Origin of the sequence: Methylobacterium komagatae (assembly GCF_042661665.1) — a bacterium.
Classification (GTDB): domain Bacteria; phylum Pseudomonadota; class Alphaproteobacteria; order Rhizobiales; family Beijerinckiaceae; genus Methylobacterium; species Methylobacterium komagatae.
In genome coordinates this window covers 3,373,758-3,396,509 of sequence record NZ_JBHSWN010000001.1, presented here as the reverse complement: position 1 = coordinate 3,396,509, position 22,752 = coordinate 3,373,758, and the positions used below count along the sequence as shown (strand labels likewise).

Sequence of the window (22,752 nt, the reverse complement as noted above, 5' to 3'; positions counted from 1 at the left end):
GCGTTCCGCGGCACACAGAAGGCGAACCCCGTAGTCTATAGAGCGACTACGCATAATGACGCCGAAATCAAGGCATTGCCCTCGAAGCGAGCGGGATTGGGGGAGAACTTTCCCCATGATCCCCGCATGTGGATACCCGCTCGCCTGAACTTGCGCGGTCAGTTCGGCTCGAAGGACAGGGCCGCGCCGTTCATGCAGTAGCGAAGGCCGGTCGGGGCGGGACCGTCCTCGAAGACATGGCCGAGATGGCCCTTGCAGCGGGCGCAATGGACCTCCGTGCGGACCATGCCGTAGCTGCGGTCGCTGGTGGTCTCGACCGCGCCTTCGATGGGGGCGAAGAAGCTCGGCCATCCGGTGCCGGACTCATACTTGGTGCCCTGCTCGAACAAGGGTTGGCCGCAACCCGCGCAGGCGAATGTGCCCGCCCGCTTCTCGGCGAGCAGGCAGGACGTTCCGGCACGCTCGGTGCCATGCTCGCGCAGGACACGGTACTGGTCAGGGCTGAGACGCGTGCGCCACTCCTCGTCGCTCATGACTTCGGGGGCGGTGGAGGTGCTGTCGGACATGGGGGTCTCCTTCGCCCCGGATATAGGGAGCGCGACGCTCGCCGTCAGGCGGCGGCACCCACCGTGTCGGCCATCCGCGCCTGACGTGCGCCGAGCGGCAGGGGTTTGCCGGTGGTGGTGTCGCGTCCCGTCTGGTGCTCGATCTCGGCGTTGATCTCGCCGCCGAGCAGCACGATCGTGGACGAGATCCAGATCCACGTCATGAAGCCGATCACCGCACCCAGCGACCCATAGGTCTCGTTGTAAGTGCCGAAGTTCGACACGTACCAAGAGAAGAGGAGCGAGGCGGCGAGCCAGAGCAGCCCCGCGATCAGGCTTCCCACGCCGACCCATCGCCAGCGGGCATGCTCGCGGCTCGGGCCGAAGCGATAGAGTACGGACAAGGCGCCGAGGATCACGACCAGCATCGCAGGCCAGCGCAGGGCGGCGATCAGCCACGCCTCGGAGCCGAGGCCGAGAAAATTGAGCACCACCGGCACGACGACGATGGCGTTGAGCGCCAGCACGATGAAGAACAGGCCACCCACGGTGAAGGTGAGCGAGCGCAGGTTCAGCATGAAGAAGTTCCGCTTCTCCTCCTCTTCGTAGACCACGTTCAGGGCGTCGAACATCGCCTTCATCGCGGCATTGGCGCTCCAGATCGAGACGAGCAGACCCGTGAAGAAAGTCAGGCTGAGCGTGCCGCTCGGTTTGGCGGCGATCCGCTTTACCTGATCGCCGATGATCTCGACCGCGCCCGTCGGCAGCACCGCGTGGAGCTGCGCGAGATGGTCGTTGATGACGTTGGCATCGGCGAAAAGGCCGTAGAGTGTCACCAGGGCGATGATACCCGGGAACAACGCGAGCAGGCTGTAGAAGGTGACGCCTGCCGCCACGGCGAGCACCCGGTCCTTGATGAATTCCAGATAGACGCGGATCGCGATGTCGCGCCATCCGGCGGCGGGAATGTCCGCCGGGGTCTCGGCGTGCCGGCCGCGCTCGGGTTGCGTGGCCGCGATGAGCTGAGCCGCCCGTCCCTCGATGGAGCGCGCGCCGCCATTCGTGGCGCGCTGGCGGTCTGCCTCCGCATCCGGTTCCGGCATGGGCGTCTTGGGGTGCGGATGCGCCACCCTGCGGGGCTGGGCGACGGCCAGGGCGACCAGCGCCGTGCCGAGCATCAGGACCCAGAGGGTGGAGGCTTGGTCTGGCGATCCGCCTGGGCGGGGGGAAGGCGTCGTCATCGGGGTTTCGGCCGGGCCGGAGGTGGGCGGTATTGCCACGCTCTCATCAGGCCAAACGTCGGCGTCGTCACCGCGTTCCGCGAGACCGAAAGGCGGTTCGTGCGTTGGGACGGGATGCAAAGCCATGCTTCACCCTCCGCCCCGCCACCGCAGGCCCGCCTCGGCTTCTGCTGCACCTTCGTGCTCGATGAGCCGCCGGGCACGCATGCCACCCTGAAGGCCGCGCGCGAGGCGACCCGCGCCATGAACCTCACCACCGTGACGATGGCGCATCTCACCAAGCTCGACGCCTCCGCGCGTCGGGACAAACTCGCCGGGGTGGTGGCGCACAACCTGACGGCGCTCGCCCGGCAGATCGCCTGGGTCGGCGCCCGCCCGCCCCTCGAACGGCTCCTGCGCATGGGGAGCAACGTCCTGCCGGGCTACACGCACCTCGCCGTGCAGGCACTCTATGCCGAGCCCGATCTGCGCAAGGTCGTCGAGACCGGTCTTGCAGAAGCGGGCGAACTCGCTCGGCGCCTCGGTGTGCGCCTGAGCTTCCATCCCGGCCCGTTCTGCCTGCTGGCGAGCCGCAACCCGGCGGCGATCGAGAACGGGCTGTCAGAACTCGACTACCATGCCGAGTTGTTCGGCCTGATGGGCTATGGCGGCGGCTGGCATCGGCATGGCGCCCACATCAACATCCATGTCGGGGCGGGCGACCCCGGCGTCGCGGGTTTCCGCGAGACCCTGCCCCGCGCGAGCCGCCTCGCCCGGGACCTCGTGACGGTGGAGAACGACGAGAACCTGTTCGGCCTCGACGAGGTGCTGCGCCTGTCCGATCTCGTGCCGGTGGTGCTCGACCTTCATCATCATTGGGTGGAGAGCGGCGGAGCCTATCTCGAACCGGACGACCCGCGCATCGCCCGGGTGATCGAGTCCTGGCGCGGAGTTCGGCCGGTCGCGCATATCAGCGTCTCGCGGGAGGCCGTCATTGTCGACGGGGCGGAGGATCGTCTGCCGGACTTTCCCGCCCTGCGTGAGGCAGGCCATTCCGTGCGCGATCTCGCGGCCCACTCGGAGATGATGTGGAACCGCGCCGTCAACGACCTCGTAGCGCGCCATCTTTCCTGGGCGGATTTCGAGATCGAGGCCAAGGCGAAGAACCTCGCCTCCATGCAGATCGCCGCGCAGATCTCGAGTTTGGAGGCTGCCGCCGCCGCGTGAGGGCGCGAGGCTTGCGCGGCGCGGGCGCCCTGCTCTAGGCATCGCAACATGAAGACCGCCGATTGCGACATCCTGATCGTCCCCGGGCTCGGAGGGTCCGGGGAGGGTCATTGGCAGGCGCGTTGGGCCGATCGCCTCCCGACAGCGCGCGTCGTCTCTCAAGACGATTGGCACGTTCCCACCCCCGAAGCGTGGTGCGGAAAGGTGGCCGAGGCGGTGGCGCAAGCCACACGGCCGGTCATCCTCATCGCCCATAGCCTCGGCGTGGTCGCCTGTGTCGAAGCCGTCCCGCTCTTTCCCGAAGGCGTGGTGCGCGGCGCCCTGTTCGTGGCCTTCCCCGATGTCGAGGAGGCCCCCAACCTGCCCGATCTCGTCCGCGCCTTCGCCCCCGTGCCGCGCGATCCCCTGCCCTTTCCGGCCCTCGTGGTGGCGAGCCGCACCGATCCCCACTGCGCCTATGACCGGGCCGACGACTTCGCCCATGCCTGGGGCGCTCTCACGGTGGATGCAGGCGAATCGGGCCAAATCAACATCGCGAGCGGCCATGGACCCTGGCCGGAGGGGTTGATGCGCTTGGCGGGGTTCATGAAGGGGTTGTGAGGTCGGGCGATAAACGTTTTGGGTGCTAGCATAATGTGCTTGCAGATGAGGGCGCTCCCGCGCATTTTCTAGGAATGTACAGCCGTCATGCAAAGACGTTGATGGCCGTCTTCACCGATCCCGTTTCTCCCCAGATCGAATGGCAAGCCGTCGAGGCGTTGCTCATCGCGGTGGGGTGTCGCCTGATCGAGGGGGCCGGTTCTCGCGTCCGGTTCGAGCGCGACGGCGTGGTGGCGTCTTTTCACCGTCCGCACCCGGCGAAGGAGGCCAAGCGGTATCAGGTGCGCGACGCTCGAGACTTTCTCCGCAAGATCGGAGTCACACCATGAACACCTTGTGCCATAAGAACTTTCATGCCCGTGTCGAGTTCGACGCCGAGGATGGCCTGTTCGTCGGACACATCGCGGGCATCAACGATGTCGTCGGCTTTCACGGCGAAAGCGTCGATGCGTTGAAGACAGCGTTCCGGGAAGCGGTCGATGATTATATCGAGACCTGCCGAAAGGTCGGCAAACAGCCGGAGCGCGCGTATTCCGGAAAGCTGATGCTGCGCGTGTCGCCAGATCTTCATGCGCAGGCGGCGCGAGCGGCGGAACTGTCGGGCAAAAGTCTCAATCAGTGGGGTGAGGATTTGCTGCGGGCGGCCGTCGACGCGTGAGCGTGCCGCCTGCCATTCCTGCCCCCATATCGCGACCGCGTTAACTCCGCGTTTACCTACGCGGCGTCGAGTGGCGGCTTGGGGCGGCTGGTTTCGCCCCCGGAGAGCCACGTGACGCGCAAAGAGCTTCTCGCCCGCCTCGACGCGGTCCAGGCCGCCCTGGGTCCCCGGGCCCACAAGACCTTCAACTCGTCGCTGTTTAACGACGCAGCCCTCTTGAAGCGGATCGAGGCATTCGAGGCCCAGGTCGGCGAGCCGGAAAAGCCGAAGGCTGCCGATTACACCGGCAACATGTTCTCCCGCATCGCCAACCGGCGGGCGGCGACCGCCGGACGCTGAACGCCCGGCGACCCTGGAGCCGAGTCCGACCTGATTGCATCAGGTCGGCGGCCCTCGTTCCTTCTCGCAACACGCTCTCTTACGGCGAACCGGCATCCCCTTCGCAGGGATGCGCTCAAGGGCTGTCAGGCCGTCTCGGCCTCGCCCTCGCCTTCCTCCTCACCCTCGATATGCTCCACCGAAACGACCTTCTCGGTCTTGTCGGTGTTGAACACGGTGACGCCCTGTGAGGCGCGGCCGACGATGCGGATATCGTCCACCGGAACGCGGATGAGCTGACCGCCATTCGTGACCAGCATGATCTGGTCCGAGGCTTCCACCGGGAACGAGGCCACGAGGTGACCGTTGCGGGCGTTGACCCGCATCGCGGTGATGCCCTTACCGCCACGCCCCGAGGTCCGGTACTCGAACGACGAGGACCGCTTGCCGAACCCGCGCTCGGAGATGGTGAGCACGTATTGCTCGGCCGCGCCCATCTCGTTGTAGCGCTCCAGCGAGATCGCGGCCGCCTCGGCGCCCTCCTCCGGCTCCTCGTTGCCCTCCTCGGTCTCGCCGGTCACGGCGCGGCGCATCTTCAGGTAGCCCGCGCGCTCCTCGGCGCTCGCGTCGAAGGCGTTGAGGATCGTCATCGAGATCACCCGGTCGCCTTGGGCGAGGTTGATGCCGCGCACGCCGGTGGAGTCGCGGCCCTTGAACACGCGGACATCCTCGACGGGGAAGCGGATGCACTGGCCCAGCGCGGTCGTCAGCAGCACGTTCTGGTCCGGGCGGCAGATCTCGACATGAACGATGTGGTCGCCCTCATCGAGCTTCATGGCAATCTTGCCGTTGCGGTTCACCGTGGTGAAATCCGACAGCTTGTTGCGCCGGACGTTGCCGCTGGCGGTGGCGAACATGACGTCCAGCGTCTCCCAGGACGATTCATCCTCGGGCAACGGCATGATGGTGGTGATGCGCTCGGACGTGTCCTGCAATTGCAGGATGTTCACCAGCGCCTTGCCACGGGCGTTCGGCGCAGCCATCGGCAGACGCCACACCTTCTCCTTGTAGGCCTGACCCTGGCTGGAGAAGAACAGCACCGGAGTGTGGGTGTTGGCCACGAAGAGCCGCGTGACGAAATCCTCGTCGCGGGTCGACATGCCCGAGCGGCCCTTGCCGCCGCGCCGCTGCGAGCGGTAGGTCGAGAGCGGGACGCGCTTCACGTAGCCCGCGTGGGACACGGTGACGACCATATCCTCCTTCTGGATCAGGTCCTCGTCCTCGACGCTCGAGTCGTAGTCGACGATCTCAGTGAGGCGCGGCGTGGCGAATTGCTCGCGCACCTCCGCGAACTCCGCCTTGACGATGCCCTGGATCCGCGCCCGCGAGCGCAGGATGTCGAGATAATCCGAAATCTCGTCGGCGAGCTTCTTCAACTCGTCGCCGACCTCGTCGCGGCCGAGAGCCGTGAGGCGCTGCAAGCGCAGGTCGAGGATCGCCCGGGCCTGGGTCTCGGACAGGCGGTAGGTGCCGTCCTCGGCCACACGGTGCCGGGGATCGTCCACCAGGGCGATCAGCGGGGCGATGTCGTGCGCAGGCCAGTCGCGGGCCATCAGCGCCTCGCGGGCGGTGTTCGGGTCCGGCGAGGTGCGGATCAGGCGGATCACCTCGTCGATGTTGGCGACCGCGATGGCGAGGCCGCACAAGACGTGCGCGCGCTCTCTCGCCTTGCCGAGAAGGAACTTGGTCCGGCGGGAGACGACCTCCTCGCGGAAATCCACGAAGGCCTGAAGCAGGTCCTTCAGGTTCATCAGCTCCGGGCGACCGCCATTCAGCGCCACCATGTTGCAGCCGAAGGAGCACTGCAGCGGCGTGAAGCGGTAGAGCTGGTTCAGCACCACCTCGGCCATGGCGTCGCGCTTGATCTCGACCACGATGCGCATGCCGCTGCGGTCGGATTCGTCGCGAAGGTCCGAGATGCCCTCGATCCGCTTCTCCTTCACGAGTTCCGCGATCTTCTCGATCAGCGTCGCCTTGTTCACCTGATAGGGGATCTCGGTGAAGATCAGCGCCTCGCGCTCCTTGCGCAGCTCTTCGACATGCGACTTGGCGCGCATGATCACCGAGCCGCGCCCGGTGGCGTAGGCCTGCCGCGTTCCCGCGCGCCCGAGGATCATGCCGCCGGTCGGGAAGTCCGGGCCGGGGACGATCTGGTTCAGTTGCTCGATGGTCAGGCCCGGTTCGTCGATGAGGGCGGTGCAGGCGTCGATCAACTCGCCGAGGTTGTGCGGCGGGATGTTGGTCGCCATGCCGACCGCGATGCCACCCGCCCCGTTGACGAGGAGGTTCGGGAACCGTGCGGGCAGGACGAGGGGCTCCTCGCGGGACTCGTCGTAGTTTGGTCCGAAATCGACGGTGTTCTTGTCGATGTCGGTGAGTAGCGCGATGGCCGGCTTGGCGAGGCGGGATTCGGTGTAGCGCATGGCCGCCGGCGGATCGCCGTCGACCGAGCCGAAATTGCCCTGCCCGTCGATGAGCATCAGGCGCATCGAGAAGTCCTGGGCCATGCGGACCAGGGCGTCGTAGATCGATTGGTCGCCGTGCGGGTGATAGAGACCGATCACGTCGCCGACGATGCGGGCCGACTTGACGTATTTGCGCTCCGGCAGGTGCCCGGATTCGAAGGCCGAGTAGAGGATGCGGCGGTGAACGGGCTTCAGCCCATCGCGGGCATCCGGCAGCGCGCGGCTCACGATCACGCTCATCGCGTAATCGAGGTAGGAGCGGCGCATCTCGTCGGTGATGGAAACGGGGCGGATGTCGCTGGCGGGCGGCGGGGCGCCCGTCGGATCGGTCTCGGCCAAGTTGTCTGTCCGTCTGTGTCCGGGCCTCTGACAGCGTCCTGCCGGGGCCACGCGGGGCGCTTTGGAAGCGCAAAGATATCAGACGGTTGGTTAAGTCTTTTCGCGTGCGCGCGCAAGGCGCGCCCCCGCCCTTCGGCGGGGACGCGACGCTGTCACTCAGTAGAAGAAGGCCGGGCCGCGACGGTAGCCGTAGTGGCGGTGGCCCCAGCCACGGTGATGGCCCCAATGGCGGCGGTAGCCGTAGTGGCGGCCGTAGCCGTAATGGCGACGGAACCCGTAGTGGCGGTGGCCCCAGTGGCGGCGGCGGCCGTAATAGTACTGGACGTTTTCCACGGCGGCGGCCGGGGCGGTCTGGGCGGCGGCCATCGGCACGGGGAGCGGAGCGGCGCTCACCGGGGCGGTGGTCGGGCCGAAGAAGAAAGCGGCCAGCAGAAGCAGGAGCGGCAGTCTCAAGGAGCGCATCGTCTCGTCATCCTCCCAATATCGGAACACGGCCCGCTGAAACGGCGGTCCGTTGGCGAGCAACGGCGCAGGGCGCGAAACGGTTCGCTTCTTCCCGCATAGCTTGCAGTGCCGACTACGCAGACGGCTAATCAGAAGTGACTCGCGGGGGACACGGCGCCGCATCGGCCCTTGCGGATGCGGACTGAAATCCCATTATGCCGAACCTCGATCAGATCCGGCGAGTTCCCATTCATGTCCGCGCTGTCCGAACGTCTCCGCGCCCTGCTTCCGGGCCGCCTGCGGAACCGGCGCCCGCGCGTCGCGGTGGTGCGCCTCTCCGGGGCGATTGGTGCCGTCTCGCCGCTGCGGCCCGGCCTCTCCATCGCCGGGGTGGCGGGTAGCCTGGAGCGGGCCTTTACGTTGCCGGGGGTGAAGGCGGTCGCACTCGTCATCAATTCGCCCGGCGGTTCTCCCGCGCAGTCGCACCTGATCCATCGCCGGATCCGGGCATTGGCGGAGGAGAAGTCCCTCCCGGTCGTCGCCTTTGTGGAGGATGTCGCGGCCTCGGGCGGCTACATGATCGCCTGCGCCGCCGATGAGATCATCGCGGACCCGACCTCGATCGTCGGCTCTATCGGCGTGGTCTCGGCGGGGTTCGGCTTCCCCGGCCTGCTGGAAAAGCTCGGCATCGAGCGCCGGGTGCACACGATCGGCGAGGCCAAGGCCATGCTCGATCCGTTCCGTCCGGAGGATCCCGCCGACATCGAGCGCCTGAAGCGCATCCAGGCCGACGTGCAGGCGCTGTTCACGGAACTCGTCTCGTCCCGCCGCAAGGCTCTCCCGGTGGGCGAGAATCTGTTCACCGGGGCGGTCTGGACCGGTCGGCAGGCCCTGCCGCTTGGCCTCGTGGATGCTTTGGGAGACCTGCGCGGGACGATGCGGGCGCGCTTCGGTGAGAAGGTCGAACTCGTGGTCGTCGCGGAGGCTCGGGGCGGCCTCATCAGCCGCCTCCTCCGCCGGGGAGCGCCCGGCAAGATCGGCGAAGCGGCCGCCTCGCTCCCCGCAGAGGCCATGGCGGCCTTCGAGGAGCGGGCAGCCTTCGCCCGCTACGGTCTGTAGGATCGTCAGGCCGCGACCTGCGCCAGGAACCGGCCGATCTCACTTTCCAGTTCCGAGGCGACGGCATCCACAGAACCCGCGGCCGCCGTGACGGTCTCCGCCAACCGGGCCGAGCGTTGGGTGGCGTCGCTCACCACGTTCATCCCGTGGGCGATGGCGCCGGTAGCCCCCGCCGTCTCCGCGACGTTGCGCGAGATCTCGGCCGTTGCATCCCCCTGGGCCGAGACGGCGACCGTGATACCGGCCGTGGTCGCCTGGACGGCGCGCATCTGCTCGCCCATCCGGCCGATCGCGGCCACCGTCGTCCCCGTCGCGGCCTGGACGGCGCCGATCTGGTCGGCGATCTCCTCCGTGGCGCGGGCGGTCTGCGAGGCGAGTTGCTTCACCTCGGCTGCGACGACGGAGAAGCCGCGCCCGGCCTCCCCGGCTCGGGCAGCCTCGATGGTCGCGTTGAGGGCGAGGAGGTTCGTCTGTTCGGCGATGGTGCGGATGAGGCCCACGACGGTGCCGATCCGCGAGGCGGCCTCTGCCAGCCCGCCGATCTGAAGCTCCATGGCGGCAGATTCCCCCGCTGCGGACGAGACCAGGGATTCCGCTTGGCCGAGCCTGGCCGCCGATCTCGGTGATGGAGGCGGTGAGTTCCTCGGCGGCGCTCGCCACCGTCTGGACGCTCGATGACGTTTCCTGCGACGCGCGCGCCGTGTCCGCGACGGCGGCCTCAGCCTCCCCGGCGCTCAGGCGCATCTCCTCCGCCCGGCCGCGCATGTCGCCCGTGCTGAGGGTCAGCGTCCCCTTCAGCGCATCCACGCGGCTGCGGAACGCGGCGATGGTCTGGTCGAGCATCATCCGGCGGCGAGAGGCCAATTCCGCGTCGCTGCTTTGAAGGCCCTCCAGTTCCCGCGCACGGCGCACGGCCTCGCGAAGCGTTTCCAGGGAGCGGGCCACGGCGCCGATCTCGTCGCCTCGGTGCATGTCGCCGACCGGGCTCTCGGTATCGCCCGCCGCGAGGGCCTCGATGCGGCTCGACATGGCGGCGAAGGGACGAAACAGGCGAGAGGCCGCGATGCCGACAACGGCACAGGCGACGATGGCGATCACCAGGGCGGCGGTGCCAAGGCGGCGCATCGTGTCCCAATAGGCATCGTAATACATCTCGATCGGAAGGCCGGTGAAGAGAATGCCGTTCACCTTGCCCGCACCATCGAAGACCGGCTGATAGACCGTGTAGAACCGGCGCCCGAACAGGGCCGTCGGGCCCTCGTAGGTCTGGCCCGCGCGCAGCACGGGAAGAGCCGGGCTATCGGCCGCGAGCGCGGTGCCGACCGCGCGGGTGCCATCCTCCTTGCGCACGGTTGTCTGGCGGCGGACGAAGGTATCCTTGGCCGCGTCGTAGGCGAACACCGTGGCGACGCCCCCGGTATAGGCGACCGCGTCGTCCACCACCGAGGCGTCGGAGAAAGTCGTCAGGTCGGATGCAGTCACGCGGGAAACCCGCGTCTCGTCGAGGTCCGCCTTCGCCCCCGGGAGGCGTCCGGCGAGGACGAGAGCGAGCGTCCGCAGGTTGCGTTCGCCATTGAGGCGCTGCCGGTCCTCCATCTGCGACCAGGTTTGGCGCGACATCGTGAACCATATTGCACCCGTAGTCAGAGTGACCGCGAGCATCGCGAGCAGAATGACTTTGGCCGAGAGCGTGAGAGCCTTGGACCTGCGGCGAACGAATGCAAGCATGACGGTATCTCGATAATCGAAGACTCGTCTGTGGCTCGCGAATTTCAACGAATGCTTAAAATCGGCGGATTCAGTTCACGCTTTCGTGACATAGTGGACGTTGTCTCAGGGGGCGCACCGGGAATCGCTCACATCGCGATGCGCCCTGTGGGGGCGGGCGACCTACCGGCCTTCCCGCCGACGCCGGGACACCTCGGCCAAGGCCGCGAGGTCCTTTTCGCCGTCCCCACGGGCCATCGCCTCGATGAGGCCGTCGCGCAGGACAGAGGCGAAGGGCATCGGCACGCCTGCCGCCTCTCCCGCCTGAAGCGCGAGGCGGATATCCTTGGCGCCGAGGCGCAGGCCGAAGCCCGGCGGCTCGTAGCGGCTGGTGGCGATGGCCGCGCCATAGTTCTTGTAGACCGGGGCGGCGAAGATCGTGTTCGACATCAGGTCGAGAAGCTCGGCGCCGGGCACGCCGTGGCCCTCGGTGAAGGCGCAGGCCTCGCCCATGGCTTCGATGGCCGAGATCAGCATGAAATTGCCCGCGAGCTTCACCGCATTCGCCCGCTTCGGCTTCTCGCCGTAGCGCCAGGTCTTGGCCCCCATCGCATCGAGGAGGGGTGTGGCGGAGGCAATCGATGCCTCCGGCCCGGCAACGACGATGTTGAGCTTGCCCGCCTCGGCCGCGTCCGGCCGCCCGAAGACCGGTGCGGAGACATAAGGAATGCCCGCCCGCTCGTGGATGGCGGTCAACCGCTCGGCGAGAGCTACCGAGATCGTGCTCATGCCGAGATGCACGCCCGGCCGCCCGGCCCCGTCGAGCAGACCGCCCTGGACCAGCACCGATTCAAGGGCAGCGTCATCGGCCAGCATGGTGATCACGGCATCGCCCCTGAAGGCCTCCGCGGCGCTGCCCACGGCCGTCACACCCGGAACACCCTGCGCCGCTTCCGGCGAGCGGTTCCAGGCGCGGACGGTGTGGCCCTCCTGGGCGAGCCGGGCGGCCATGCCGCGACCCATGCGCCCCATTCCGATGAATCCAACGTCCATGAGCACCTCCTGGGATATGGTCGGCAAGATGGGAACCGCCGGGCTCAGGGGAAGTGCGCCCGGCCGATGCTGATCCGGTTCCCGCCGGCGCTGGATCGTGGCAGCTTCGTGGGATGAGCGAATCCGGCCTGCGTGGTCTTCTCACCGACATTCCCGGCATCAAGGTGGGGAACGCCGCCGACCTGCGCGTGCGCAGTGGCGTCACCGCCATCCTGTTCGATCGCCCGGCCGTGGCCTCGGTCGATGTGCGCGGCGGTGGGCCGGGCACCCGCGAGACGGATCTGCTCGATCCCGAGCGCACGGTTGAGGCGATCGACGCGCTGGTCCTGTCGGGCGGCTCGGCCTTCGGCCTGGACGCTGCCGCCGGGGTGACGGGCTGGCTCGCGAGCCAGGGCCGTGGCTTCCCCGTGGGTGGGATGCGCGTGCCGATCGTGCCCGCCGCGATCCTGTTCGATCTGCTCAACGGTGGCGACAAGGAATGGGGGGGCGATCCGCCCTATCGCGACCTCGGGCGGCGGGCCGCCGAGGCGGCGGGCGACGTCTATGCCCTGGGCTCGGCCGGAGCCGGGACCGGCGCCCGCACGGCCAGTCTGAAGGGCGGTCTAGGCTCGGCCTCGTCCACCGTCCCGGGGACGCCGTTCCGGGTCGCCGCCCTCGTGGCGGTCAACGCCTTCGGGAGTGCTGTTGTGGGGGATGGGCCGCATTTCTGGGCGGCGCCGTTCGAGCAGGGCGACGAGTTCGGAGGGCTCGGCCTGCCCGTCCCCATGCCCGAGGACGCTCATGCCTTTCCCGCCCGCGTCGCCGCCGGCACCGCGACGACCCTCGCCGTTGTCGCCACCGACGCGATCCTCACCAAGGCGCAATGCCGTCGCCTCGCGGTCGCCGCGCAGGACGGTCTCGCCCGCGCGCTGGTGCCTGCCCATACGCCGCTCGACGGAGACCTCGTCTTCGCCGCCGCCACCGGGCATGTGCCGCTCACCGACCCCATCGCCGACACGGCCCGGCTCGGCCATGCGGCGGCGCGGGTTCTGGCGCGGGCCATCGCCATCGGCGTGTATCAGGCGACGAGCCTGCCGGGCGTTACGCCGATGCCTCTGGGCGAGCGCCGGTTCGACGGGTTGCCGCCCGCGTGGCGCGATCTGTTCGGGCGCCGCTAGACGGCGTCCTTCGCGTCCGAGAGCAGTTCCGCGAGGCCCTTGTCGATCTCGGCGGCGAGCATGGCCCGCTCGACATCGGTCAGGTCGCCGGCCCAGCCCTTGCCGCCCGCCTCCTTGTTCGTGAAGCCCTCGGCGCAGCGTGCGCGCTCGGAGGCGAGGAAGGCTTCCGTTTCCTCGGGCCGCGTCCGCATGGCGTGGACGAGGCCGAACCACGCGGCTCGCTCCACGACCGCGAGGCGAGCGCGCAGGCGTATCGCCACCGCTTTGTCCGGGTCGATCGTGTCGCTCATCCGTCCTTCTCCGCCAGTTGATCGATCAGGCCCTGGATCCGGCCCGGCATCGCCTCGGAATCCGAGCGCGCGTAGAGCACGCGCAATTGTCGGCCGATTTCGGCAAGGCTGAGCGATCCCTTCGTGATCACCCTGTCCGTCTGGGCCCCGAGGCTCGCCTTCTCGGCCGCCGTGATCTCCTTGGCGGTCAGCACCACCACGGGCACGTCGCCGTCCGGGCGGGCGCGCAGGGCGCGCAGGAAGCCGAACCCGTCCATCTCCGGCATCATCAGATCGAGCAGGATCAGGTTGGGCCGCGCGCGGTCGTACTGCTCCAGGGCGATCCGCCCGTTGGAGGCCTCGTCGACGTTCCAACCCTCACGAGACAGGGAGCGGCGCAGGCGCTCGCGCCCGTCAGCATCGTCATCGACGACGAGCACCCGCGCCTCGGCCGGAGCCTGGGGCCGGTAGCGTTCCATCAGCCCCTTCAGCCGGTCCCAATCGATCGGCTTCACGAAGTAATCCGTGGCGCCGAGAGCCTGTCCGAGACCCTCCTCGGCCACCACCGAGGTCATGATGACGGGGGTTCCCGCAAGGTCCGGATCATTGCGCACGGCGTGGAGTACGGCCCAGCCATCCATGCGCGGCATCTCGACATCGAGCAGGATCGCCCGCGGCTTCAGCGCGCGCGCCAGGGTGAGGCCCGCGCGCCCATCGGCGGCAGTGCGGACCTGGAAACCCTCCCGTTCGAGGAAACGCTGCAGCAACTCCCGCGCGGCCGGATCGTCGTCCACGAGGAGGACGGTGTCGTGCTGTTCGTGCGCCGCAACCGCGGGCGTTTCGTCGCCCGGCTCCTCCTCGGCCACCAGCACGGAGGGCAGGCGCATGGTGAAGGTCGCGCCCTTGCCGGGCTCGCTCTCGACGCCGATGTCGCCCCCCATGGTGCGGCAGAAGGCGCGGGTGATGGCGAGCCCCAGCCCCGTGCCGCCGAATTGCCGCGTGGTCGAATCATCGGCCTGCACGAAGCGCTGGAACAGCTTGCCGATCTGCTCCTGGGTCAGGCCGATGCCGGTATCCGACACCGCGAAGGACAGCCAGTCGGCCCCCTCCTCCCGGTGGCGGCGCGCCGTCAGCGTGATCGTCCCGTTCTCGGTGAACTTCGCGGCGTTGCCGACGAGGTTGAGCAGGCATTGCCGGATCTTGGTCTGATCCTGATGCATCGCGCCGAGATCGTCCTCGGCATCGAGCACGAAGCGGTTCGCCTTCTTCTCGATGAGCGAGCCGGTGGCGTCGGTGACATCCTGCAGAAGCTCGGACACGGTGAAGGTCTCGGCCGAGGCGGTGACACGCCCGGCCTCGATCTTCGAGATGTCGAGGACGTCGTTGATGAGCGAGAGCAGGTGGCGAGCGGCCGACTCGATCTTGCGCAGATCGGGCAACAGGGCCGCCTGTCCGATATCCTCCAGTTCCTCGCCCAGCATCTCCGAATAACCGATCACCGCCGAGAGCGGCGTTCGCAATTCGTGGCTCATGTTGGCGATGAACTGGCTCTTCGCCCGGTTCGCCGCCTCGGCGGCCTGACGCGCCCGCTCGGCCTCGGCCTCGGCCTCCTTCCGCTCGGTGATGTCGGTATGGGTGCCGACCCATTCCCGCAGCGACCCATCGGCCGCGAAGACCGGCACGCCGCGCGCCTCCATGTCCCGCCACGCGCCGTCATGGCGGCGCAGACGGTGGGTCACCGCGTAGGGAACCCGCTCCTCCACGGAGCGTGACCACGCCTCGGCGATCTGCTGGCGATCATCGGGATGAACCGCCTCGATCCAGCCCCAGCCCTGATAGCCTTCCTCGGTCTGGCCGGTATAGGCGCCCCAGCGCGGCTGCGGCGGCAGCAATTCGCCCTCGGCGTTGGTGTTCCAGATCACCGCCGCCGAGGCATCGACGAGGGCCCGGAACCGCTCCTCGGAATGGCGCAGGCGTTCTTCCGTCACGCGGCGGCGGGAGATGTCGGTGTTGGTGCCGTACCAACGCAGGATCGTCCCGTCCGGCGCCCGGTGCGGCATCGCCTGGGACAGGAACCAGCGGTACTCGCCATCCGTGCCGAGCAGGGGGAACGTGTCCTCCCACGGAACCCCTGCCTCGATGGCGAGGCGGTAGCGCACCTCGACGGCAGCGAGGTGGTCCGGATGGTGGACCTTGCGCCAGCCCCAATCCTGCATCTCCTCCAGAGTGGTGCCGGTGTAGGCGTACCAGCGCGCATTGAACCACACGATGTGCCCATCGGCCTTGGCGATCCAGGCGAGCTGCGGCAGCACATCCGCGAGGTTGCGGAAATCGTCATCGGTGACGGCTTCGCCGCCCACTGGTTCGGTCATCGGCTCCGCCGGTGTTCAGGCCCCGTTTCAGCTAGTGCGCGGCGGGGCGAAGGGTATCCGCGCCGCTCACGCCTTGAGCGCAGCCGCCCTCGTCTCGATGCGCCGCCCGCGCAGGGCATCGACCGTGTAAAGGGCGAGACCCAGCCAGATCAGACCGAACATCGCCGCCCGGTGCGGTTCGACCGTTTCGCCGAACACGAGAACGCTGAGGATCAGCAGGCAGGTCGGGGCCACGTATTGCAGCAGGCCGAGTGTCGTCAGCCGCAATCGCACGGCGGCGGCCGCGAACCAGATCAGCGGCAGGGCCGTGGTGAGGCCGGTGAGCATGATCAGGCCGAGCTTGTGCGGATCGGCGGGCAGGAACGGTTCCGGCGTGAGGATGAGCCAGCCGACCGCGATGGGCAGAAGCAGCAGAGTCTCCGCCAGGAAGCCGACCAGGGAATCCACCGCCACGATCTTCCGCGTCAGCCCGTAGAGGGCGAAGGAGATGGCAAGCGACAGCGACATCAGCGGCAGGTCGCCCGCCCACACGACGGCGACGAGCACCCCAGCCGCCGCGATGCCGATGGCGACCGCCTGCACGGGGCGCAGGCGCTCCCCCAGGATGATCCTGCCGAGCGCCACGTTCATCAGCGGGTTGATGTAATAGCCGAGGCTCGCATCGAGCAGGTGCCCCCGGTCGATGGCCATCAGGTAGAGCAGCCAGTTCGCGCCGATGAACATGGCCGACAGGACGAGCAGGAGATGCTTGCGCGTCAGCGGCGACGGCAGCCGCAGGCGCTTGCGCCACGCCAGCGCCAGAAGACCCGCGAACAGCGTCGACCACACGATGCGCTCGGCCAGGATGTACCAGGGGCTGAAGCCGCCGAGCAGCCGGAAGTGCAGCGGGACCACGAGGCCCCAGCTCAAGTAGGCGGCGAGCGCGTAGACGAGGCCCACGGCGTTTCCCTCAACCCGGTTTCTGGCACCGGCTGGGGGTCTTTACCCGAGAGAAAGCCGGATGGTCAGCCGATTGGCTGCAAAGCTGCCATCCCGACATCACCCGACGGTTCCGCCGGGCCCTCCTCGGCCAGAATCCATTCGCGGAAGTGGCGGATGCTAGGGGCTTCATCGTCACGGGCGCGCCAGCACAAAAAATGAAGATCGCGGCGAATGCCCTCACACTGTCCCTCGCCGAGGCGGACCAGGGTGCCGGAGGCAATCTCCTCCTCGGCGAAGCGAAGGGTCTCGAGGGCAACGCCGAGCCCCTGAACCGCCGCCGAGATCACGAGGGAGCCCCGGTCGAAGGCCGGGCCCCCCGCGCCTTCGGAGGCGTGAGACTGTTCAGGGCGAACCAGTCCGCCCAGCGCACGGGACTGAAGGAGGATTCGAGCCAGGTCAGCCGGGCTATCCTGTCCGATGTCAGACCCCCCGGCTCGGGGGCCATGTCCGGGCGGCAGAGGGCGACGATCTCCTCGGGCCCCAGGGGCTCGACCCGCAGGCCCGTCCCGTGCGGCGGTTGGCCATAGGCGATCAGCACATCGATCCCGGGATGGCGCATCAGGTCGACCGGTTCCGCCCCCGAGGACAGGCGGATCGCGATGCTCGGGTTGGCCTCCATGAAGCCCGGCAGGCGAGGTCCCAGCCATTTGGTGGCGAAGCTCGGCGTGCAATGGACCGACAGGCCCGTGCCCGAGGAGGGCATCAGTTCCGCGCATGCGGCCTCTATCGCATCGAAGGCGCGAGACAGGCCCGCGAGCAGGCGTTCGCCATCTGCGGTGAGGTTGGCCTGCCGGTTCTCCCGACGGAACAACGCCCTGCCGAAATGCCGTTCGAGGGCACGGATCTGGTGGCTGACCGCCGAGGGCGTGAGGCACAGTTCCTCGCTCGCCCGGGCGAAGCTGCCGAGCCGAGCCGCCGCCTCGAAGGCGCGGAGGGAAGGAAAGCCCGGGATCCGCCGCATTGCCTGATCCATGAATTGAATTCACCTGTCGGTGAAAATTCGTCGTTTGTCAAAAGGGGATGAGAGGGCGAGATTGGCGCCATAAGCCGCGAAGACGGCACGCCCCGAAGTCTTTTGGAGGAACGCCATGCTCGATGACGAGCACGCCCACCACGACAGCGTCGCCATCGATCTTCCGAACGACGATTCCGGCCGGAAGCGCACTTCGATCTATCAGCCGGAGCAGTCCGGCCTGATCTTCCCGGAAATGCCGGAATTCGCGAACCACGCGGAGGAGCGTGAGTATCGCAAGAAGCATCTCGTGGCCGCCTGCCGCGCCTTCGCGATGCACGGTTTCGACTACGGCTTCGCTGGGCATCTGACGATCCGCGATCCCGAGCGTCCGGAACTCTACTGGACCAACCCGATGTGCGTTCACTTCTCGCAGGTGAACCTGTCGAACCTCATCCTCGCCGACCATAACGGCCGGGTGGTCGAGGGGCGCTACGCCATCAACCGGGCGGGCTTCGTGCTGCACGCCGCCGTGCATGACGAGTATCCCGAGGTCATGGCCATGTGCCATGCGCACACGACCTACGGCACCGCGTGGTGCGCCACGGGCCGTCCGCTCGATATGATCAGCCAGGACGCCGCCGCCTTCTACAACAGCCACGCGGTGATCGGCGCCTCCGCCGGTGCCGTGGCGGTGGAGAAGGACAGCGGCCTGTCGGTGGCCCAGCAGATCGGTCGCAACCGCGGCGTGCTTCACCAGAACCACGGCCTGTTGACCTGCTCGCATCACAGCATCGACGATGCGGCCTTCTGGTTCATCGCCCTGGAGCGCGCCTGCAAGCAGCAGCTTCTGGTGGAAGCCACCGGCATCAAGCCCGCCCTGCTGTCTGAAAAGACCGCTCGCTACAGCCGCGAGCATGTCGGCAGCGACTATATCGGCTGGCTGCATTTCCAGACGATCTACAACCATATCGCGGCGACCCAGCCGGATATGTTCGACTGAGCCGATCTTCGACGGCCCGCCGTTCTCAGGATAGCGGGCCGGACCTGGCGAGGATGCCTTCAAGCAGTAGATGACGCGGGGACGCGAAGGGGTTGGCGATGGTGACGCCACCCCACCGGAAGCCGTCCTGAAGGTCCTCCGTGAGGAGCAACCGACAGCCAGCCTGGGACGCGGCCGCGAGGATCACCGCATCCCAGATTGCGAGGCGATGCTCGGCGGCAAGGTCGGCCGCCGCCGCCAGCACCTCCGCCGTTGTTGGAACGGTGCTGTAGGTGTCGATCCAGTTGAGGATTGTGGTGCGGGCTTCGCTGCGCGTCCGCTTTCCTTTTCGGATCAAGACGTGGAACGACTCCCCGAGGGCCTGCAGGGGGATGACGGCCTTGTCCCTCGGAATTTCGCCGATCACCCCGATCGCAATGTCTCGCTTCTCAACGGTGTCTATGCCTTCGGCATACATCAAGACATTGGTGTCGAAGGCGACCTTCACGGTTCGTCCTCGTAGAGTTCATCCCTGGTCCAAGGCCCCGCGTTCCTGACCGGCTGATTTCTGAGGCGCTCGAGCAACGCCTCCTTCGCGGCGTCGCGTGCGGCGTCCTCCCGTTCGGCAGGAACGATGCGCGCGACGGGACGTCCGTGATTGGTCACGACATAGCTGTGTCCCTCGCGCACGCCGCGCAGGACCTCGGAGAACCCACGGTTGGCCTCCGCCGCCGAGATGGTCTTCTCCATGCGCGCGCCCTTCTAGTGAGATTGCCTACATTAGGCGATCGGTGGCGCCCGTCGCAAGCTTACGGCGCCACCCAGCCTCCCTCCCACCCGAACTCGTCCCGGAACCACGCCGCGCGACGGTGGCCCCGGCGGTCGAGGTAGAGGAAGTCGAGGCGGGTTGCCGTCACGACTACCGCGCAGAAGTTCCGGCGGCCCGTCGTCGTCGCCGTGGTCTCGTCGGCGAGGGTATAGGCATTGCCGGTCAGGAGGGCTGTGCCGGGGGGCGGCTCAGCAGCGTAGCAGACCCGGCTCATGGCGCGCGAGCCGGTCCAGGCCGCCTCCGCGATGGCATCGTCCGTGTGGAGGACGGCGCGACCCTCAATGCGGATTTGGATCTTGGTCTCGCCATCATAGGCCGCCAGCGCGCAGGCCGGGTTCGCGGCCAGTTCGAACGCCTTGTCCGAGCGCCGGTCGCAATGGAAACGGAGCGTGCCCGTCGTCCTGTCCGCCTCGCGCAGCACCACCGTGCGCAGCCGCGGCCCTCGTCCGCGACGGTGGCGAGTGTCGGGAGGTGGAAACCGCTGCGTCCGTGGGCGGCCCCCTCCGCCATCAGCCGCCAGAGCTCCGCGAAGCTCGCGTCGAGGTCATCGTAGAAGGCGGGGAGCGGGGTCACGCCGCGCCGCCGCTTCTCCGGGCCCGTTCCCGGAAGATCAGGGCGAGGTTGCGCACGTAGATACCCGTCGAGAGACCCTGGCCGATGATGATTACCGGCTCCTTGCGCACGAAACCGTAGACCAGCGTCATCAGCCCCCCGGCGATGGAGAGGAACCAGAAGGAGAGCGGCATGACGCTCTTTCCGGCCCGCTCGCTGGCGATCCATTGCAGGATGAAGCGCGAGCCGAAGATCAATTGCGCCAGGATGCCGAACACGAGCCAGAAATCGAAGCGCGTGACGAACACGTCGTAGAAATAGTCGGGTAGATCGTGGGCGAGCTGGATCAGCATCCGACGTCCTCGTCCCTCACAGCCTCGGCCTGGGGCGCCGTCACCTCGACGGCGCGCGGCGTGGCGCGCTTGCGCCGGATGAGCCACCACACTCCCGCAAGGTCGAGAAGCCCGACCCAGAGCCGGTCGAACATCCCGTAATTCGACGTTCCGGTGAGGCGCGGCCGGTCGATCACGTCCCGGTGGACGACCGTGTAGCCTTCGCGGAACACGAGGGCCGGCATGAAGCGGTGGAGCGCGTCGAAATAGGGAAGCCGCAGGTAGACGTGCCGCCTGAACACCTTCAGCCCACAGCCCGTGTCGCGGGTAGAATCCTTCAGGATGCGCCCGCGCACGCCGTTGGCGATGCGCGACTGGAGCATCTTGAAGCGTCCGTCCTTGCGCCCTCGCCGCTGCCCCTGGGCGAGGCCCGCACCCTCCCCGGCCTCATCGAGGGCGGCGAGAAGCGACGGAATGAAGGCCGGATCGTTCTGGCCATCTCCGTCGAGGGTGGCGATGATGGCGCCGCGGGCGGCGAGCACGCCGCTTCTCACCGCCGCCGATTGGCCCGCGCTCGCCCCATGCCGAAGCACCCGCAGCCAGGGCCGCGTGGCGCGGACCTCATCGAGGATGGCGGGGGTCGCATCGCTCGAACCGTCATCGACGTAGATCACCTCGAAGGAGAGATCGGCACAGGCGCGCTCGATCTCGGTCACCAGGGGGGCGATGTTCCCCGCCTCGTTCTTGACCGGGACGACGACGCTGAGGCGCAGGGAATCCGGCTGGGTCATGGCGCTGCCGCATAGGCCGTCGCGTATACGCGCCGTCCGTTGTTGAGGTTGAAGCCCTCGACCACGCCCAAGGGCGGAGGGGCGGGACGGCCCACGGGCCATGCGAAATTGAACGCGTCGCGCTCGCGGCCTTCCACGAAGAGCAGGCGGCAACCGCCTCCCTGCAGAAACGCCTTGGCGGCATCTCCGTCCGGCAGCATCACGAGGTCTGTGCGGGTGAGGAAGACGAGGCTCGGCTCACGATAGCCGAGAGTCCCCACCAGGGGATCGCGGCAGGGCATCGTGCTCTGGAACGCGGCGAGGCGCGGCGAGACCTTGAAGGTCGGCAATTGCCGCTGCGCGAGGCCGAGCACTCCCGGCCCGAGCAGGCCGGAGCCGAGGATGGCGAGGGCGATAGCCCGTTCGGGGAGATCGCGCGCGAAGGCGATCCAGCTCGCCCCGGCCGCGAGGCAGGCGGCGGCGAGGACCGGCAGGGAGATCCAGGGGATTGTGTGGTTGTCGAGCTTCCAGCCGGTAAGGCACAGGCCGAATGTCAGGCCGAGAGGAATGGCGGGCACCAACAGCGCCACCGCACGCGCGCACCGGCGGCGGGGCGTGATCTCGCCGCGCGTCAGGGCGATCACCGTCAGCACTGCGATCCAGGGCATCAACGGCAGGACGTAGTGCGGCAGCTTGGTCGGTACGGCCTCGAAGATCAGCCAGGCGGGGAGGATCGTCGCGATCAGGAAGGCGACGGCGTCGGTGCGACGCTCCCGCCACGCCAGAGGCACGCTCATGGCCGCGAAGGCGGCGCCGGGCCAGAAGGTCGCGAAGAAGGCCAGCGTGTAGGCGCCGGGCGGCCCCCAATGCCGCTCGGCCGCGCCGCCGACCTTGCCGAGCATGTCCTTGCCGACCGCCTCGGCGTAGAAGGCGCCGCCGCTCTTGAGGGTGATCGCCACGAACCACGGGGCGACGATCACGGCGGTCAGGGCAAGCCCGGCCAGCGGTCGCAAGGGGCGAAGCCAGGAGGCGGAGCGCGCCTTCCACGACAGGAACAGCGCGGGCAGGACGACGAACAGGGGCACCATCGGCCCCTTCACGAGGATGCCGACGGCGATCCCGAGCCAGAAGGCAAGGAAGACTGGCAGGCTGATACGCGACTCCCGCCGCAGCCACACCTGCGCCAGCGCCGCGAGGCTCGCAGTGGCGCAGGCGGCGAGAAGCGCATCGGTCTTGGCGAGATGCGCTTCGGCATTCAGCATGAGGCAGGCGCCGTAGAGTGCGGCGGCGAGCAATGCCTCCCGGCGCGCCAGGAAAGCGAGCGCCCCCCAATAGGCGAGGAGGGCCGAGGCCAGCGCCCCGAGGAGGGAAGGAATGCGATAGAGGGCGATCTGCGTCCGCGCATTAGGCACGCCGAGCGCTTCGCCCGCCGCGACGGCGGCAGCTTGCGCCCAATAGATGCCCACCGGCTTCTTGTTGCGCGCCTCGTCCTGGAAGCGGATCGCGACGAAGTCGCCGGTTTCCAGCATCTGCTTAGTGGCCTGGGCGAAGCGCGGCTCGTCCCGGTCCATGGGCTGGAGCGAGGCCTGCCCCGGCAGGAAGAGCAGAAGGCACAGCAAAGCCAGCGCCGCGCAGGCGCGGGCATGGCTCGCGGACAGCCGGTCGATGAGGGTGATGCGCCCGGCGCGCAGGCCGCCGGGCTGGACGTCGCCGTCGCGCGAAAGCGCACCGGCTGAGAGGCGTGTGGTCATAAGCTCCGGGTCGCGGCTCTCCGGTCCCGGTTCCTCAATCGGGATCGGGC

25 protein-coding genes and 2 pseudogenes are annotated in these 22,752 nt (G+C 68.1%); 9 read left to right on the top strand and 18 right to left on the bottom strand.

Annotation, left to right across the window (positions count from 1 at the left end):
* Positions 1-158 precede the first annotated feature (158 nt).
* Both msrB and ACFQE0_RS16925 read right to left on the bottom strand, forming a co-directional pair.
* On the bottom strand, positions 159-566 hold the full coding sequence (msrB, locus tag ACFQE0_RS16930) for a peptide-methionine (R)-S-oxide reductase MsrB (RefSeq protein WP_378971715.1): 408 nt from the start codon (positions 564-566) through the stop codon (positions 159-161).
* 44 nt (positions 567-610) lie between these two features.
* The gene (locus ACFQE0_RS16925; protein ID WP_378971713.1) at positions 611-1,786 is read right to left on the bottom strand and encodes a YihY/virulence factor BrkB family protein; all 1,176 of its coding nucleotides are present in this window, start codon (positions 1,784-1,786) and stop codon (positions 611-613) included.
* A gap of 114 nt (positions 1,787-1,900) precedes the next feature.
* On the opposite strand from ACFQE0_RS16925, the gene ACFQE0_RS16920 reads away from it, so the two are divergent.
* The 5 genes from ACFQE0_RS16920 to ACFQE0_RS16900 all read left to right on the top strand — a co-directional run bounded on the left by ACFQE0_RS16920 (position 1,901) and on the right by ACFQE0_RS16900 (position 4,589).
* Positions 1,901-2,992, top strand: a complete 1,092-nt coding sequence (locus ACFQE0_RS16920; RefSeq protein WP_378971711.1) for a UV damage endonuclease UvsE — start codon at positions 1,901-1,903, stop codon at positions 2,990-2,992.
* A gap of 48 nt (positions 2,993-3,040) precedes the next feature.
* Positions 3,041-3,592, top strand: coding sequence for an RBBP9/YdeN family alpha/beta hydrolase (locus ACFQE0_RS16915; RefSeq protein ID WP_378971708.1), 552 nt, complete (start codon positions 3,041-3,043; stop codon positions 3,590-3,592).
* Between the two features lie 101 nt (positions 3,593-3,693).
* Positions 3,694-3,921: a type II toxin-antitoxin system HicA family toxin gene (locus tag ACFQE0_RS16910; protein ID WP_378971706.1), complete on the top strand. Its 228-nt coding sequence runs from the start codon at positions 3,694-3,696 to the stop codon at positions 3,919-3,921.
* A complete protein-coding gene (locus ACFQE0_RS16905) occupies positions 3,918-4,250 on the top strand; it encodes a type II toxin-antitoxin system HicB family antitoxin (protein ID WP_378971704.1) in 333 nt (110 codons plus the stop codon). Before ACFQE0_RS16910 ends, ACFQE0_RS16905 begins: the two co-directional genes overlap by 4 nt.
* Positions 4,251-4,361: 111 nt before the next feature.
* Positions 4,362-4,589: a hypothetical protein gene (locus tag ACFQE0_RS16900; RefSeq protein WP_378971702.1), complete on the top strand. Its 228-nt coding sequence runs from the start codon at positions 4,362-4,364 to the stop codon at positions 4,587-4,589.
* Between the two features lie 125 nt (positions 4,590-4,714).
* On the opposite strand, the gene gyrA is transcribed toward ACFQE0_RS16900, so the two are convergent.
* On the bottom strand, positions 4,715-7,432 hold the full coding sequence (gene gyrA / locus ACFQE0_RS16895; RefSeq protein WP_378971699.1) for a DNA gyrase subunit A: 2,718 nt from the start codon (positions 7,430-7,432) through the stop codon (positions 4,715-4,717).
* Positions 7,433-7,588: 156 nt separating this feature from the next.
* A complete protein-coding gene (locus ACFQE0_RS16890; RefSeq protein WP_378971697.1) occupies positions 7,589-7,894 on the bottom strand; it encodes a hypothetical protein in 306 nt (101 codons plus the stop codon).
* 234 nt (positions 7,895-8,128) lie between these two features.
* On the opposite strand from ACFQE0_RS16890, the gene ACFQE0_RS16885 reads away from it, so the two are divergent.
* Complete coding sequence (locus ACFQE0_RS16885) at positions 8,129-8,995, top strand: S49 family peptidase (RefSeq protein WP_378971695.1); 867 nt, start codon at positions 8,129-8,131, stop codon at positions 8,993-8,995.
* A gap of 5 nt (positions 8,996-9,000) precedes the next feature.
* Here ACFQE0_RS16885 and ACFQE0_RS16880 read toward each other — a convergent pair whose 3' ends face one another.
* Complete coding sequence (locus ACFQE0_RS16880; protein WP_378971693.1) at positions 9,001-9,549, bottom strand: methyl-accepting chemotaxis protein; 549 nt, start codon at positions 9,547-9,549, stop codon at positions 9,001-9,003.
* A 71-nt stretch (positions 9,550-9,620) separates the two neighbouring features.
* Between ACFQE0_RS16880 and ACFQE0_RS16875 the strand changes: the two genes are divergently transcribed.
* The gene (locus ACFQE0_RS16875) at positions 9,621-9,878 is read left to right on the top strand and encodes a hypothetical protein (RefSeq protein WP_378971690.1); all 258 of its coding nucleotides are present in this window, start codon (positions 9,621-9,623) and stop codon (positions 9,876-9,878) included.
* Between the two features lie 83 nt (positions 9,879-9,961).
* Here ACFQE0_RS16875 and ACFQE0_RS16870 read toward each other — a convergent pair.
* Positions 9,962-10,591 (bottom strand): annotated as a pseudogene (locus ACFQE0_RS16870) (Cache 3/Cache 2 fusion domain-containing protein); the annotation flags it as partial.
* A gap of 294 nt (positions 10,592-10,885) precedes the next feature.
* Positions 10,886-11,755 (bottom strand): NAD(P)-dependent oxidoreductase, encoded by an 870-nt coding sequence (locus tag ACFQE0_RS16865; RefSeq protein WP_378971687.1) that lies wholly within the window; start codon positions 11,753-11,755, stop codon positions 10,886-10,888.
* A 113-nt stretch (positions 11,756-11,868) separates the two neighbouring features.
* Here ACFQE0_RS16865 and ACFQE0_RS16860 point away from each other — a divergent pair, with 113 nt between their 5' ends.
* A complete protein-coding gene (locus ACFQE0_RS16860; RefSeq protein ID WP_378971685.1) occupies positions 11,869-12,912 on the top strand; it encodes a P1 family peptidase in 1,044 nt (347 codons plus the stop codon).
* On the opposite strand, the gene ACFQE0_RS16855 is transcribed toward ACFQE0_RS16860, so the two are convergent.
* The 5 genes from ACFQE0_RS16855 to ACFQE0_RS16835 all read right to left on the bottom strand — a co-directional run bounded on the left by ACFQE0_RS16855 (position 12,909) and on the right by ACFQE0_RS16835 (position 17,495).
* The gene (locus ACFQE0_RS16855) at positions 12,909-13,202 is read right to left on the bottom strand and encodes a hypothetical protein (RefSeq protein WP_378971683.1); all 294 of its coding nucleotides are present in this window, start codon (positions 13,200-13,202) and stop codon (positions 12,909-12,911) included. The genes ACFQE0_RS16860 and ACFQE0_RS16855 overlap by 4 nt on opposite strands.
* Positions 13,199-15,553, bottom strand: coding sequence for a response regulator (locus ACFQE0_RS16850; protein ID WP_378971680.1), 2,355 nt, complete (start codon positions 15,551-15,553; stop codon positions 13,199-13,201). The genes ACFQE0_RS16855 and ACFQE0_RS16850 overlap by 4 nt, the downstream gene beginning before the upstream one ends.
* Positions 15,554-15,619: 66 nt before the next feature.
* A complete protein-coding gene (rarD, locus tag ACFQE0_RS16845) occupies positions 15,620-16,492 on the bottom strand; it encodes an EamA family transporter RarD (protein WP_378971678.1) in 873 nt (290 codons plus the stop codon).
* Positions 16,493-16,557: 65 nt separating this feature from the next.
* Positions 16,558-16,821, bottom strand: a complete 264-nt coding sequence (locus tag ACFQE0_RS16840) for a type 2 periplasmic-binding domain-containing protein (protein WP_378971676.1) — start codon at positions 16,819-16,821, stop codon at positions 16,558-16,560.
* Positions 16,818-17,495, bottom strand: a complete 678-nt coding sequence (locus ACFQE0_RS16835; RefSeq protein WP_378971673.1) for a LysR family transcriptional regulator — start codon at positions 17,493-17,495, stop codon at positions 16,818-16,820. The genes ACFQE0_RS16840 and ACFQE0_RS16835 overlap by 4 nt, the downstream gene beginning before the upstream one ends.
* Before the next feature lie 127 nt (positions 17,496-17,622).
* On the opposite strand from ACFQE0_RS16835, the gene ACFQE0_RS16830 reads away from it, so the two are divergent.
* Complete coding sequence (locus ACFQE0_RS16830; RefSeq protein ID WP_378971670.1) at positions 17,623-18,489, top strand: class II aldolase/adducin family protein; 867 nt, start codon at positions 17,623-17,625, stop codon at positions 18,487-18,489.
* A 25-nt stretch (positions 18,490-18,514) separates the two neighbouring features.
* Here ACFQE0_RS16830 and ACFQE0_RS16825 read toward each other — a convergent pair whose 3' ends face one another.
* From ACFQE0_RS16825 to ACFQE0_RS16800, 6 genes and pseudogenes are all read right to left on the bottom strand, one after another.
* On the bottom strand, positions 18,515-18,976 hold the full coding sequence (locus tag ACFQE0_RS16825; RefSeq protein ID WP_378971667.1) for a PIN domain-containing protein: 462 nt from the start codon (positions 18,974-18,976) through the stop codon (positions 18,515-18,517).
* A complete protein-coding gene (locus ACFQE0_RS16820) occupies positions 18,973-19,218 on the bottom strand; it encodes a type II toxin-antitoxin system Phd/YefM family antitoxin (protein ID WP_378971665.1) in 246 nt (81 codons plus the stop codon). Before ACFQE0_RS16820 ends, ACFQE0_RS16825 begins: the two co-directional genes overlap by 4 nt.
* A 59-nt stretch (positions 19,219-19,277) precedes the next feature.
* Positions 19,278-19,870: pseudogene (locus ACFQE0_RS16815) on the bottom strand (pyridoxamine 5'-phosphate oxidase family protein).
* Positions 19,867-20,202 carry a lipid-A-disaccharide synthase N-terminal domain-containing protein gene (locus ACFQE0_RS16810; protein ID WP_378971663.1) on the bottom strand — a complete coding sequence of 112 codons (336 nt, stop codon included), beginning with the start codon at positions 20,200-20,202 and terminating at the stop codon, positions 19,867-19,869. Before ACFQE0_RS16810 ends, ACFQE0_RS16815 begins: the two are co-directional and overlap by 4 nt.
* Positions 20,196-20,972, bottom strand: a complete 777-nt coding sequence (locus ACFQE0_RS16805) for a glycosyltransferase family 2 protein (RefSeq protein WP_378971660.1) — start codon at positions 20,970-20,972, stop codon at positions 20,196-20,198. The genes ACFQE0_RS16810 and ACFQE0_RS16805 overlap by 7 nt, the downstream gene beginning before the upstream one ends.
* The gene (locus ACFQE0_RS16800) at positions 20,969-22,702 is read right to left on the bottom strand and encodes an ArnT family glycosyltransferase (protein ID WP_378971657.1); all 1,734 of its coding nucleotides are present in this window, start codon (positions 22,700-22,702) and stop codon (positions 20,969-20,971) included. Before ACFQE0_RS16800 ends, ACFQE0_RS16805 begins: the two co-directional genes overlap by 4 nt.
* Positions 22,703-22,752 lie beyond the last annotated feature (50 nt).

Coding starts and splice junctions, on each gene's coding strand:
- msrB (WP_378971715.1), bottom strand. CDS start 566: ATGTCCGACAGCACCTCCACCGCCCCCGAAGTCATGAGCGACGAGGAG.
- ACFQE0_RS16925 (WP_378971713.1), bottom strand. CDS start 1,786: ATGACGACGCCTTCCCCCCGCCCAGGCGGATCGCCAGACCAAGCCTCC.
- ACFQE0_RS16920 (WP_378971711.1), top strand. CDS start 1,901: ATGCAAAGCCATGCTTCACCCTCCGCCCCGCCACCGCAGGCCCGCCTC.
- ACFQE0_RS16915 (WP_378971708.1), top strand. CDS start 3,041: ATGAAGACCGCCGATTGCGACATCCTGATCGTCCCCGGGCTCGGAGGG.
- ACFQE0_RS16910 (WP_378971706.1), top strand. CDS start 3,694: ATGGCCGTCTTCACCGATCCCGTTTCTCCCCAGATCGAATGGCAAGCC.
- ACFQE0_RS16905 (WP_378971704.1), top strand. CDS start 3,918: ATGAACACCTTGTGCCATAAGAACTTTCATGCCCGTGTCGAGTTCGAC.
- ACFQE0_RS16890 (WP_378971697.1), bottom strand. CDS start 7,894: ATGCGCTCCTTGAGACTGCCGCTCCTGCTTCTGCTGGCCGCTTTCTTC.
- ACFQE0_RS16885 (WP_378971695.1), top strand. CDS start 8,129: ATGTCCGCGCTGTCCGAACGTCTCCGCGCCCTGCTTCCGGGCCGCCTG.
- ACFQE0_RS16880 (WP_378971693.1), bottom strand. CDS start 9,549: ATGGAGCTTCAGATCGGCGGGCTGGCAGAGGCCGCCTCGCGGATCGGC.
- ACFQE0_RS16875 (WP_378971690.1), top strand. CDS start 9,621: ATGGAGGCGGTGAGTTCCTCGGCGGCGCTCGCCACCGTCTGGACGCTC.
- ACFQE0_RS16865 (WP_378971687.1), bottom strand. CDS start 11,755: ATGGACGTTGGATTCATCGGAATGGGGCGCATGGGTCGCGGCATGGCC.
- ACFQE0_RS16860 (WP_378971685.1), top strand. CDS start 11,869: ATGAGCGAATCCGGCCTGCGTGGTCTTCTCACCGACATTCCCGGCATC.
- ACFQE0_RS16855 (WP_378971683.1), bottom strand. CDS start 13,202: ATGAGCGACACGATCGACCCGGACAAAGCGGTGGCGATACGCCTGCGC.
- ACFQE0_RS16850 (WP_378971680.1), bottom strand. CDS start 15,553: ATGACCGAACCAGTGGGCGGCGAAGCCGTCACCGATGACGATTTCCGC.
- ACFQE0_RS16835 (WP_378971673.1), bottom strand. CDS start 17,495: ATGCGGCGGATCCCGGGCTTTCCTTCCCTCCGCGCCTTCGAGGCGGCG.
- ACFQE0_RS16830 (WP_378971670.1), top strand. CDS start 17,623: ATGCTCGATGACGAGCACGCCCACCACGACAGCGTCGCCATCGATCTT.
- ACFQE0_RS16820 (WP_378971665.1), bottom strand. CDS start 19,218: ATGGAGAAGACCATCTCGGCGGCGGAGGCCAACCGTGGGTTCTCCGAG.
- ACFQE0_RS16810 (WP_378971663.1), bottom strand. CDS start 20,202: ATGCTGATCCAGCTCGCCCACGATCTACCCGACTATTTCTACGACGTG.
- ACFQE0_RS16805 (WP_378971660.1), bottom strand. CDS start 20,972: ATGACCCAGCCGGATTCCCTGCGCCTCAGCGTCGTCGTCCCGGTCAAG.
- ACFQE0_RS16800 (WP_378971657.1), bottom strand. CDS start 22,702: ATGACCACACGCCTCTCAGCCGGTGCGCTTTCGCGCGACGGCGACGTC.